This is a genomic window from Shewanella sp. UCD-KL12 (assembly GCF_001957125.1).
Lineage (GTDB): Bacteria > Pseudomonadota > Gammaproteobacteria > Enterobacterales > Shewanellaceae > Shewanella.
Map to the genome: position 1 here is coordinate 234,342 of NZ_MPHJ01000007.1, position 11,747 is coordinate 246,088.

Annotated in this window: 11 protein-coding genes; 6 read left to right on the top strand and 5 right to left on the bottom strand. The window is 43.3% G+C overall.

Annotation, left to right across the window (positions count from 1 at the left end):
* Nucleotides 1–48 precede the first annotated feature (48 nt).
* Nucleotides 49–567 (bottom strand): DUF2780 domain-containing protein, encoded by a 519-nt coding sequence (locus BM736_RS14530; protein ID WP_076413442.1) that lies wholly within the window; start codon nt 565–567, stop codon nt 49–51.
* A 182-nt stretch (nt 568–749) separates the two neighbouring features.
* Here BM736_RS14530 and BM736_RS14535 point away from each other — a divergent pair, with 182 nt between their 5' ends.
* From BM736_RS14535 to BM736_RS14545, 3 genes are all read left to right on the top strand, one after another.
* Nucleotides 750–1,475: a hypothetical protein gene (locus tag BM736_RS14535; RefSeq protein ID WP_076413444.1), complete on the top strand. Its 726-nt coding sequence runs from the start codon at nt 750–752 to the stop codon at nt 1,473–1,475.
* Between the two features lie 58 nt (nt 1,476–1,533).
* A complete protein-coding gene (locus BM736_RS14540; RefSeq protein ID WP_076413446.1) occupies nt 1,534–2,961 on the top strand; it encodes a DUF4145 domain-containing protein in 1,428 nt (475 codons plus the stop codon).
* 106 nt (nt 2,962–3,067) lie between these two features.
* Nucleotides 3,068–4,345, top strand: coding sequence for a hypothetical protein (locus tag BM736_RS14545; RefSeq protein ID WP_256717873.1), 1,278 nt, complete (start codon nt 3,068–3,070; stop codon nt 4,343–4,345).
* A gap of 75 nt (nt 4,346–4,420) precedes the next feature.
* On the opposite strand, the gene BM736_RS14550 is transcribed toward BM736_RS14545, so the two are convergent.
* Nucleotides 4,421–4,774 (bottom strand): hypothetical protein, encoded by a 354-nt coding sequence (locus tag BM736_RS14550; protein WP_076413448.1) that lies wholly within the window; start codon nt 4,772–4,774, stop codon nt 4,421–4,423.
* Between the two features lie 201 nt (nt 4,775–4,975).
* A complete protein-coding gene (locus BM736_RS14555) occupies nt 4,976–5,938 on the bottom strand; it encodes a LysR substrate-binding domain-containing protein (RefSeq protein WP_076413450.1) in 963 nt (320 codons plus the stop codon).
* Between the two features lie 106 nt (nt 5,939–6,044).
* Between BM736_RS14555 and BM736_RS14560 the strand changes: the two genes are divergently transcribed.
* Nucleotides 6,045–7,247: a multidrug effflux MFS transporter gene (locus BM736_RS14560; RefSeq protein WP_076413451.1), complete on the top strand. Its 1,203-nt coding sequence runs from the start codon at nt 6,045–6,047 to the stop codon at nt 7,245–7,247.
* Nucleotides 7,248–7,479: 232 nt separating this feature from the next.
* Here the strand turns inward: BM736_RS14560 and BM736_RS14565 are convergent, their stop codons facing one another.
* On the bottom strand, nt 7,480–8,451 hold the full coding sequence (locus BM736_RS14565) for a putative porin (RefSeq protein ID WP_076413453.1): 972 nt from the start codon (nt 8,449–8,451) through the stop codon (nt 7,480–7,482).
* A gap of 250 nt (nt 8,452–8,701) precedes the next feature.
* On the opposite strand from BM736_RS14565, the gene BM736_RS14570 reads away from it, so the two are divergent.
* Both BM736_RS14570 and BM736_RS25015 read left to right on the top strand, forming a co-directional pair.
* Entirely contained in the window at nt 8,702–9,298 is a 597-nt protein-coding gene (locus BM736_RS14570) for a tRNA-uridine aminocarboxypropyltransferase (RefSeq protein ID WP_076413455.1), read from the top strand.
* 141 nt (nt 9,299–9,439) lie between these two features.
* A complete protein-coding gene (locus tag BM736_RS25015) occupies nt 9,440–9,625 on the top strand; it encodes a hypothetical protein (protein ID WP_143562402.1) in 186 nt (61 codons plus the stop codon).
* Here the strand turns inward: BM736_RS25015 and BM736_RS14575 are convergent.
* Entirely contained in the window at nt 9,596–11,710 is a 2,115-nt protein-coding gene (locus tag BM736_RS14575; protein ID WP_076413456.1) for an EAL domain-containing protein, read from the bottom strand. The two genes, BM736_RS25015 and BM736_RS14575, sit on opposite strands and share 30 nt — an antisense overlap.
* Nucleotides 11,711–11,747: the final 37 nt, after the last annotated feature.

Below are 11,747 nucleotides of genomic sequence, written 5' to 3' on the forward strand. Positions count from 1 at the left end.
GAAGGTCATCATCAATTCAGCGACAGCTCGTCTCATTGATTTAACAACTTAAAGGATAGCGCCCAGTCCTTTCATCAGAAGGTCAGTGGTTCCATCGCCCGCATTTGCATCTAAATAACCTTTCACTATATCAACCATAGGTGCAGCAAGCTCTTTAGAGATACCTAGCTTTTCAAACGCATCATAAACTTGAGCACCACCTTGTAGAGAGCTACCCAGATCACCAGCTTTTGAAAGTAGGCCAGACATTCCTGAGTCATTGTCTACCGCTGGAGCTGCAGATAAGAGTCCATCGATACCTGGAATCGCACTAGCGATAGAGGAGAACTCACCACTTCCAAGGCTAGATTTTGCCAGAGATAGCAAGCTGCCAAGGCCGCCTTCCGCTTGTGTTTGATTAAGTCCTAGCTGAGACATAACGCTACCGACTAGATCATTGTTTTGTGTCTGAGTCGCTTGTGGCTTAGTTTCTTCTTTTGAAGTCAGATCATCAAACCACCCTGCAGTTGCAGGTAAGCTTAAAGATACACTCGTAATGATGAGACCAATAACAGCAGATAATTTCATTTTTTCCCTTCCAATGGTGTATTAGTTTGACTCTTGTCCATATTCTAGCTTTTTTAACATTAATTTTGCATCTATTTTACCAAGTGGCTGAGGTAATCAAGCATTCGTCGGTGCAAAAAATATCAAATTTCGGTATCCTGTGAGCCCTGTTTTGCTTTTTTAATTATCTATTGGAAACACGCATGTCATTGTCTGCGATATTAACAGAAGCTTTTAACTTCTTTCGTAATCATATTAGCCAGTTAGCGGCCTTAACTGTACCGATTCTGTTTATTCAAGTTGGTATTCAGTTATGGCTAGGTATGGAGATTGGAAGTGCCGATATAGAGAACCCTCAATTTGGTGGTTCACACATGGCTGCAATGATGGCCCTATTGCTGGTATTTTCGCTTTTAATTGCCGCGTTGACCATCTTCTTGGAGATCCGATCTCAAGGTCATGAAGCGAGTACATTATTGATATTGAAAACCAGTTTAAACTTTGTGCCTGGTTTATTGTTGGCTGGTGTTTTTTCTGGTTTAGCTATTTTGGCTCCAGTGATGATATTTGCCGCTTTTGGTCCTCTGTGGTTGATAGGCTTAACCATGAGTATCTACATATTTGCTCGATTAGCTTTTGTAAACTTTATGATTATTGTTGAGCGTTTAACACCGTTCGAAGCGATTAAAGCCAGTTTCAAATTCAGTGGCCCAATCGCATTTAAAACTTTGATGGTGTTGATGTTATACATTCCTCTGTCACTGGTTGGCGGCTCTCTCTCAGCTCTTGTGCAATCTGTCGGTGTGCCACTTCAGCTTATTGTCGAAGTGTTTATTGCTTTCATGGGGCTATTTGTAAACGTCGCACTATTTCGCTTGTATATGGTGTCACGTCCAAAGCCTGCTGAATCAATAGATGAAGAAGTTTAAGGTGTAACACTTTTAGGGCTTAAGTTCGTTCATTAGAAATGACACTTAAGCTCTAAAAATATGGAGCTGCGCTGTGCTTACCGATGTCGAATTTGTTACTCAATTCTCTGCTGATTTAGGTCATGATTATGGCGTAGCTAAAAGCTATGTAAGAGATGTTCCTACTCAGGCTTTACTGTTAATTCGCAGTTTCACCCATAAGCTCACAGATCAACTGGCTGAAGCTAAAGGGGTGAAGTTCGACAGTCCAAACCTTTACGACAGAATTGAGACACTTAACAGTAAGCGTGTCGTTGATGTGCGTATTGCCCGTGCACTGCATAAGCTCAGAGGAGACGGTAATCGCGGTGCCCATCCTGAAAAATATCACTTAACTGCTGAGCAGTTACTGGCGTTAAGTGAAAAGTCTATCGGTAAACTGCTTAAGCTTGTTGAGTCACTATTTAAACAGGTGACGGGTAAGCCTCTTCCTAAATATCAATTTGAACCTTTCGACTCACTGGCTGGCCGCGACCTCTGTTATCGCGCCATCATGAAAGGCGATTCTGAAGCTCAGTACTTAGTAGGAATGTCACTTAAAACGCGCGCCTTGATGCAGCAAGAGCAGGAGCAGGCGATTGAAGAGCTTGATGACTGTAAGCCTCAAGAATCTGGCTCAAGTGAGACCTTAATTAAGGCTCAATATTGGTTTGCACAAGCATCGGCTAAAGATATGAATGCCCTGCATGAGTATGGTGTTGCTTTAATCCATGGTTATGATGGTCAAGCAGACACCATTGCCGGTGAGCAGGCTATCACGCAGGCTGCACAGGCGGGAGTTCCTAACGCCATGGCGTTGCTCGGATATTTCTATCTAGTAGGCAGTGAAACCCTTACTGTGGATTTAGCCAAGGCTGAGGAGTACCTGCAACGGGCCGCCGATCTTGAACAATCAGAAGCCATGGCTAATTTAGGGGTGCTTTTTTATCAGCAAGGCGACCTTATTAAGGCTAACTTTTTTATCTCCCAAGCGGCTAACGCTGGCTTTCCTCACGCACAATTTCATTTGGCACTGATGTTAGCCAATGGCGAAGGCGCTGAGGTTGATATGCTGGCGAGCGAGAGGTGGATGAAAGAGGCCGCCGAGCAAGGGCAGGTCGATGCCATGCTTTCTCGTGCTCAAGCTATATTGAACGACGATAGCTCAGCGACAAATGAACTAGCCTTGGCTGAGAAGTACCTTCGTGAAGTGATCAAGTATGGCCATAGTGTCCCTGCGATGATTGAACTCAGTATCGCACTAGCCGATGGTATGCTTGGACGAATTGATGTCGTTACATCTTCGGCGCTATTGAAGCTTGCAAAAGAGCGAGCTAACGAAGATGAGCTTGCGGTGATTGCTCCTCTGTGGGATTCGTTACTACAGCAAGTAGAAAATGTACTTTCAGTAGCCACCGCCCCCGATGAGCTCAACTCCCTTGAGCGTGCCAAAGAGCTTCTCTCTTAGCTTTTCCTATACGCTAAACTTACCGATGAAAACATGTGAACTTGCTTTCTGCATACAATATGCAATATGTTACACTTGTATCTTTCAAGAATATTAGGAGAGCGCATTGCTGAAACATGCTGAAAATATGCTAGCGGATGATGTGTTGGTAGAGAAAAACCGTCAGTTAAATCTCAAGCTGAATGCTGTTGCTGAGCGATATGTCAGAATCGTCCTTGCTATTGGAATGCATGATCCATTTTATGTTGATGCTTATTATGGGCCAGAGATCTGGAGGACTGATTGTGAAAAGTTACCTCTTAACTCATTGCTCAAGGTGGCTAAGACTTTGGAGTCTGAGCTTGCTGAACTTGATTTGGTTGAGGTCGATACCAAGCTTGAGTCTCGCTATAGCTTCCTAAAGAAGCAGTTGTCATCTGTGGTGTACTATTTAGGGCATCTTTTGGGTGAGCTTGGGAGTTTTGATGTTGAATCTACCGGTTTATATGATACTCAAACGCAAAAATTTGAGCTTTGCTCATTTGAATCAATTCAAGATGAAATTGAGCTTTTATTACCGGGTAGTGGCTCACTCGCTGCACGGTTTGAGCAATTTCGTTCGGCATTTATCGTACCTCAAGATAAAATCCCTGCAGTTTTTGAAGCCGCGGTAGATAAGGCTAGAGCATTAACTGGTGCTCATATTGCTTTACCGGAAGGTGAAAATTTTAGTATTGAGTTTGTTACCGATAAAATTTGGACTGCCTATAACTGGTATCAAGGTAATTACTCTAGCTTAATCCAGCTGAATCAAGATCAGCCGCTGTATATCGAACGTTGCTTAGAGCTGGCAAGCCATGAGGGGTATCCGGGACATCATGTATTCAACCTACTTCAGGAGCGAGATCTCGTTAGAAATGAGCAGTGGATTGAATATGCCGTATATCCACTCTACAGCCCCATCTCATTTCTATCAGAAGGCAGCGCGAATTACGGGCTAAGTTTGATTATGTCACCTGACGATGTGCTCAGCTTTGAGCGTGATACCTTGATGCCACTGGCTGGAATTGAAGGGGATATCGAGAGGTACCATCAGGTATTAAGCTGCTATAAGAAGTTGGCTTATTTGGATAACTTAGTTTGTGAACAGCTTACAGATGGGCATATCTCAGTGCTTGATGCGCAAAATTTGTTGATTAAATACGGTTTGTATACCCGTTCTCGAGCAGAGCAGAGGGTTAAGTTTTATCTCTCTAACCGATCCTATGTGATCAACTACAATCATGGTGAAGAGAGTGTCGCTAGGTGGGTTGAAAAGGGGGGAGAAACCAGAACATCTGAACGTTGGAAGCGTTTTGAAGCTCTGTTAAAGCGTCCCTTAGCCGCATCACAATTTAAGGTGTAACTCAGTTTATTTGACTCAGGCTAACTCAATTAGCCTGAGGTGACGATGTTAAATATGGGCTTTAAGCTCGGATATTTAGCTTGGATCGTGTTCGAAAGTACGACCTTGATGAGGCTTAGCCTGTGGATGCTTATCGGCAAATGGGTGATCACTGAAAACACGATTTCCCTGCTCTTGTGTAAATTGATCCTGGCCAGCTTGGTCGCCAAATGAGCGCTGCTGTTGCTGGAACCGGGCAAGCTGCTTCTTTAAAAATATTCTGCCGAAAAGGCTCAATAGTAAAAAGCTGATAGCACCTATAAGCAAGACAAAAGGCAAAGCGATAAGGGTTAACGTGATAACTGCCAGACCGACTGCAAATGCCATCCAACCTTTGGCACCAGAAAATCTAGCCTGAAAAGGTGATTGCTGAAATTGACTGTAGATCATAATAACTCCAAAAATTTATCTGTATTGATTCTGCTTTTTTATTGACCAGATATCACGTTAAATTCAGTTAATCTGGCTTTGAAAATGTAACTAATTGTCAAAAACAAGCAGAAATCGCTTAATGTTTTTAATCTTATCAATGTGTTTATGATAAGCCATAAAGGGTTAATTTAAGCTGAACGGGAAGAGGAGAACCCGTTGTTAACTGTCCTCAAAAGCCTCAGCGACACTCTTACAAATGGTCTCTCTTATCCACTTGTGTCCAGGCTCCTCATTGTTTCGGCTATTCCAAAGCAGCACATAAGCCAAAGGAATAAATTCAAATGGCAATGGTAACTCCACGAGTGGGTAGAGCTTTTGAGCATGTCGAGCGAAGCTTGAAGGCAAGGTAAAGATGAGATCGCTATGGGCACATACACTGGCAGCGCCATAGAAGTCAGGCACTGTAGTACTGAGCTTACGCCTATGCCCAGAGTTAGCTAAATGATAGTCCAATGCCCACCAGTCGTTACCTTCACAGCGAACTTGTACATGTGACATTTCGAGATAAATCTGTAAGTTCCACTGCCCTGTCGTGACTGCGGAGATGATGGGGTGGTTCTCTCTCACCAGACAGATCTGTTTATCGGTAAACAAAGTTTGATGCTCAATACCGTCAGCTAGCTTATCTATTTGAAAGTCAGATTGAGGGTGTAGATCGCGACCCGCAATGCCGAAATCGATCTGACCTTTCTGTAGAGCTTGCATTGATTGCTCCATCCAAACATAAGTATCTAACTTAAGGTTGGGGGCGGTATTAAGTAGCGGTCCGATGAAATAGGGCAGTAAGGTTTCATAGGCACTTTCAACCATAGCAAAGGAGAATTGGCGGTTACTACTCGCAGGAGTAAAGCTTGGTGGTTGTGTGAGCTGATAAAGCCCTTGCAGCATATCTGGAAGTTGCTGGCTTAAAAGTACCGCATGAGCCGTAGGGGTTAAACCGTGAGCGGTACGATGAAACAGTGGATCGCCAAGAGTGTCGCGTAATCGGTTTAAGCTTTTACTCAGTGCTGATTGGCTTAGGTGAAGTCGGCTCGCAGCACGGGTGACACTTTGCTCTTCTAGCAGTACTTGCAGTATCACTAATAGATTGAGATCGATGCGAGCCAAATTATCTAATTTCATCAGTTATTCCTTAAAGGAAATTCAGTTCTGAAATTATACCATTTCTGTTCATATCATGGCTGAGCTAAAATGAAGTCATAGAATAATGCTACATCTAGAGAAAATTATGCGTCGAAATCTGTTACCCATTTTAATGTCTTTGGTGGTCTTAAGCCCGCTTGCCATCGACATCTATCTCCCTTCTATGCCTACGATGGCGACAGAGTTTTCTGTTTCAATGAGTGAAGTTCAGTCAACACTCGTACTGTTTCTTTTTGCTATGGGTGTAGGTCAGATCTTGATTGGCCCACTTGCAGATCGCTATGGTCGACGACCTGTTGCGATAGGTGGCGTACTACTTTATATGCTGAGTAGTTTGTTTGCTGCCGTTGCCATGGAGTTTCATTGGTTACAGCTGGCGAGAGTACTACAAGGTTTAGCAGCGTGCTCGACCTCGATTGTGGTATTTAGTGCGGTACGTGACTGCTTTTCTCCAAAAGAAGGTGCGCGTTACTACAGTTACCTTAATGGAGTGATCTGTGTTATTCCTGCGTTAGCTCCAACACTAGGTGGCTTATTAGCGCTACAGTTTGGCTGGCGCTCGACCTTTATTTTTATGACGTTATACGCAATTGTAATGATGCTAGTCGTCGGTTATCGATTACCAGAGACTCGCCCTAAGAATACAGTAACGACAGGGCCTTTATACCGTTGGGCTCGTTATAAGCCTGTGTTAGTTGAGCCACACTTTATGTTTTATGCCATCTGCTGTATGGCTGGCATGGCTGCGATTTTGAGCTATGTTTCATATGCACCAGTATGGATTATTGACACTTTAGGTATGTCAGAGCTGACCTTTAGCGGGTTATTCGGCCTAAATGCAGCAGTGAATATCGCAGCGTGTTTTCTTGCTCCTATGGTTATCTCTAAGCTTGGAAATCGTCCAACGGTTATCTTGGCACTGATAACTATGCTGGTATCGGCGCTACTACAGGTGCTTGTGCAAGTGTTGGGGCCACAAACAGGCTTAGCGGCAGCCCTGAGCTTCATGTTCCCTATGATGTTGCTTTGCGTCGGATTTGCACTTTTACTTGGCCCTGCGACGAGTATGGCATTGTCAGCATTTGGTGAGCGTGCAGGTACTGCAACCGCTATGCTAGGTTGCATTCAAATGAGCGGTGCATCCTTGCTCGCAGGTCTAGTACAGCAGACCAGTTTAACAGCGCCTTATGCGGTAGCACTTGTGATGGGGGGGTTAGCGATATCATTACTGTCTATGATGGCAATGTCTCGTTTAGACCACTGGCATCAAGAGCAACATGCGCATTAACACGAGTCGTTAGACTTTAGTTGCTAGAGCCTAGATGTTAGACGATAACTGATTATTTTAAGCAACACCCTTTGCCCGCCAACTGCTAACCACAGTAGCGGGCTTTTTTATACATGGCCCTGCTTACTTACAAGAGGTGTTCCAGTCATTTATTGCCATTCCCACCTTCCATGGCAGTCAGAGGTATTTATCCTCGGATGCCAAAGATGGCATGCGAGGAAGGTATCAGTAGTTAAAAGCGTCCATTGATCGATGCGCCAATCAAGAAGCCATCTGGGGTATTATCTTCATCTGAACCAAAAAGTTTTACGGCATTAAAATTAGCGGAAAAATGTTGAGATATCTGCCACCAATAGGCTGTTTTCAAACCATAAAAACTATCGCTATGTGACATTTTTGTATGCCATTCAAGATCGCCCGTTGCGATATATTCAGCGTCTATATCTAACCATTGGTAGTTTGCGCCAATGGACCATGAACGATTTATATACCAGTCTAAGTTAATTACCGCCGTATTGACTGTGTTATTTGAGAGGTTTGTGGTGTTAGAGACACCACTCGATATTGAAATATAGTCAAGTTTTTCCTGGCTTAGCCTGGCCGATAGATCGATGCCTGAAAGTGTGTTCAATGCAAAGAAGTGGCGATATTCGACACCATAACTATCTACAGATTGTTCCATAGATAGTTGATAAAACTCACGATCTATTTCTTCAGATTGTTCACTGTTACTGTAGAAGGCACTGAGGGAAGCGCTATTATTAATGTAGTACCCGGCATTGATGGTGTACGTATCGCTATCTTGGTCATAAGTTGCACTTTGTTGTTCTGGGCTTACGTGTTGGTAGGCTAGCCCTAAAAACCAGTTAGAGTCGAAAACATAGGTGCCATCAATACTGTAGCTATCTGTATCAAAATCACCTCCAATGCCACGGTATTCGGTATTCATTAAGCTATATTGTGCGCCCATGTTGGAGCTTTGAGCCATAAAAGTATTGAGCGCATAGGGGCTTTGTTCACTGTCGACTTTATCGAAATAGTAACGATAGTCTAGTTGCCAGAGCGAAGTGCCATCGTCTCCAGTATCTGTAACGTAAGTGAGGTTAGCCTCATGTTGGAAGCTATTTAAAATCTGTTGCTCTTCAGCTTTAATGTAAGGGGAAAGTGTGAGCAGAATAGCGATGCTTAAGCTTGACTTTTTCATGTTACTTCCTTGTATATACTGGTTTTTCACGGCTTGTACTTCGAGAGAGTATTCTTCATCTAAATGAATAACATCTCGAAAATAGTTAATAAAAATAGTCCCTTAAAATTCACTTCAAAGTACTTCCGTACCTCTTAATGAATATACAAATGTAATAAAGCTGGGTGAGAGTGTAAATAATTTGCTTGATACAGTTTGTATCTGATGTCGGTTACAATACTTTACCCACAGTTTGAAAATTGAGAGCTTTGTGACGCGTCCTAGTTGCCCAAAATGTCATTACCCTTTGAAGGCTTGTCTTTGTAAAAGTATCGAGCAGATTGAGGTGATGACAGAGATTATTGTATTGCAAGATCCTAGTGAAGTGGGTCATGCAAAAAATAGCGTCCGTTTACTCTCTCTGGTTATTCCCCGTACTCAAGTTATTGTTGGTGAGGGGCCTGATGATTTTGCTCAGTTGCAACAATACTTAGAGGCAAGTAAAAAGCCTGTGTTCCTTGTTTACCCCTCAGATGAAAGTCAAAATGCAGCTGAGGTAGACTTCGCAGAAGATGTGATTATTTTATTGTTGGATGGCACATGGCGAAAAGCCTATAAGCTTTTACAGCTAAACCCTTGGTTACAGAAGTACCCTGCGCTGCATTTAGATTTAGAGTCTGCGTCTAACTACACCATCAGGAAGGCAAGTCGAAGTGATAGTTTATCAACTCTCGAAGCTGCTGCCATGATGCTTAAGGCAATTGAGCCAAGTGTTGAAGTGACACCGTTAACAAAGGCATTAGGCGCCATGGTTGAACAGCGTTTAAACTCAATGCCTGCAGAGATTAGAAAGCGTTATAAAAAATGATATTTTCATAACGTTAATTATGTTTTTTGATGTAGGTAGAAACGGCTCAATCTAAAGGGAACTGTTTTTTGTGACATATATCAGTGAGCGCTGAATAAAACCGTAAATTGATCACGCTTATTTATGATTAGATGAGGTCTAATGTATTCGAATCATCTGTACTACAGGTGGTGTGAAGGCTGCGTCGGTGTGCTGTCCATGCAGGGAGGCAGTGCGCGCGTCATTAACTGGCTGCGGATGTCGGCGCAGCTTTCACTCTCTTATTTTTCAGTCCGTATGACTGATGTTTTGTTGCTACTACTCATCGATAGCAATGAAGCTCTCTGAGGTAAAGCTATCTGCAGCTTTAGGGTGACCAAAGAAGTATCCTTGACCAAAGCCTTTCCCCATCTTTTCTAAGATCTCTTTCTGCTGCTGTGTTTCGATCCCTTCTACGACAAAACTAATATCTAAAGCTTGAGCGAGTTGTATCATTGCCTGGCAAAGTAGCTTCCCCTGTGGCTCACTTAAGCGCTTAGCAAAGCCTGCATCAATTTTTAAGCTATCTATGGGCAAGCTTCCAAGCTTGCTTAATGAGGATAAGCCTGCCCCGAAGTCATCAATAGCAATACTCACGCCTAACGCTTTGAGATGGCTTAGGGTTTTTTTAACTCTCTTAGGCTGCCTTAATAGTGCTGACTCGGTGATCTCTAATACTAGCGCGTCGGCGGGCAGCTGACTGATCTCTAAAGCTTGATTAACATGGAGAGAAAAGTCTGGATGCTCTAGTTGCATAGGTGAAACATTAACGCATACTTTGAGATCTGGAGCGTGTTCGTGCCGCCATTGGGCGACCTGCTGACAAGCTTGCTTCAATACCCAAGGGCCAATTGAGATAAGTAGCCCCGTTTCTTCAAGCAAAGGAACAAAATCGGTCGCATTAACCACTTCGCCATCGCTCTTTTGCCAGCGTAATAGGGCTTCTGCACCAATAACGGTATTACACTCTAAATTGACGATGACTTGATAAGCGAGTTTGAACTGCTTGAGACTGTGAGCATGGCGTAGCTCACTAAGTAAAGTGAGTTTCTTTTCAGCTTCTTCGTGCATCGAAGTATTATAAAAAAGTACATGCTGTGGGCTTTTCTTCGCGCTATACATGGCTGTGTCGGCTAAGCTGAGCAATTTACTCGCTTGGTTACTGTGCTCTGGAAATAACGCGATACCGATACTGGTTCCTAAGTATAACTTTTGGTCATCAATCTCAAATGGGGCCTCAAACAGGGTCATAATTTGCTGAGAAAATGCCTCAACTTCGCTTTTATCCTGGCAGCCTTTTATTACTAAGGTGAACTCATCTCCACCGAGCCGAGCAATTTCTGCTTTTTCGATACAGCTGGCTTCTAATCGCGCTGAAACAAGTTGCAGTACCTTATCCCCAGTCGCATGACCGAAGCAGTCATTAATGTTTTTGAAGCCATTAAGATCAAGAAACATTAACGCGCCCATTTGGGCTGGGTTATCTTTAACTTCTTGCAGTGCTTGGTTAAGAAGCAGCTTAAGGTGGTATCGATTCGGCAAGCCTGTCAGAGTATCGTACATGGCTTGTTCAGTGAGTTTGGCTTCTAGCTTCTTCTTACTACTGATGTCACTAAAAATAGTGACGTAGTAAGTGTGGTTATCAGCAATCAGTTTGCGGCAACTTTTCCATGCTGGGAACTCTGAACCATCAGATCTTTGCTTCCAAACCTCACCTTGCCAGCTACCTCGCTCCTCGAGTGCGCTATTGTACTCTTGTTCTTCTAGTGCTGTATGTTTGCGTAGGTCAATAAGATCGATACTTTTATGCAGTAGTTGATCGGCACTATAGCCACAGATCCGCGACATTGCTTTATTGACTGCGATGATATTATGTTTGGCATCGGTAATATAAACCGCTTCAGCACTGTCCTCTAATGTCATCGACATCAATTGGCTAGGTAAGCTGCTAAATCCATTATCTGTGCTAGCTCTGGCTCTTGTTCGTCTATTTGCTGCCACAAATTGAGCGACAACTACGGGGTGCCCATCAAGATTAAAAGGGAACAGAGAGACTTTAGTGGGTAGCTCTTTACCCTGCTGGCTTAAATGAAGCCAATCAAACTCTATGACATCACCCATTAAGGCTTTTTGAATTAGCTCTTGTGAGTATTCAACACTATTGTGCCCAGAAGATTGGATTCGAGGGGATATATCATAGGGGGTGGCGTTTAGTAGGTGTTCCGGTTGTGCTTGAAAATAGCTTAGGGCAGTTGGGCTAGCTTCAATAAAGTGGTAATTCTTAATGATAGCAATAGGGGAAACGTCAGTTTCTTCTAGCCAAGACTCAAGCTTTTCAGACAAGCTAGGCCTATCTGAAGTCAGCTTAGATAATAGATAAGACCAATGGCCCATTCCTATACTCCCTTGTCCCATATCACTGAAATCCATT

Bases quoted from the DNA above. Each gene is read 5' to 3' on its own strand.
- BM736_RS14530 (WP_076413442.1), bottom strand. From the start codon at position 567: ATGAAATTATCTGCTGTTATTGGTCTCATCATTACGAGTGTATCTTTA.
- BM736_RS14535 (WP_076413444.1), top strand. From the start codon at position 750: ATGTCATTGTCTGCGATATTAACAGAAGCTTTTAACTTCTTTCGTAAT.
- BM736_RS14550 (WP_076413448.1), bottom strand. From the start codon at position 4,774: ATGATCTACAGTCAATTTCAGCAATCACCTTTTCAGGCTAGATTTTCT.
- BM736_RS14555 (WP_076413450.1), bottom strand. From the start codon at position 5,938: ATGAAATTAGATAATTTGGCTCGCATCGATCTCAATCTATTAGTGATA.
- BM736_RS14560 (WP_076413451.1), top strand. From the start codon at position 6,045: ATGCGTCGAAATCTGTTACCCATTTTAATGTCTTTGGTGGTCTTAAGC.
- BM736_RS14565 (WP_076413453.1), bottom strand. From the start codon at position 8,451: ATGAAAAAGTCAAGCTTAAGCATCGCTATTCTGCTCACACTTTCCCCT.
- BM736_RS25015 (WP_143562402.1), top strand. From the start codon at position 9,440: ATGTATTCGAATCATCTGTACTACAGGTGGTGTGAAGGCTGCGTCGGT.
- BM736_RS14575 (WP_076413456.1), bottom strand. From the start codon at position 11,710: ATGGGCCATTGGTCTTATCTATTATCTAAGCTGACTTCAGATAGGCCT.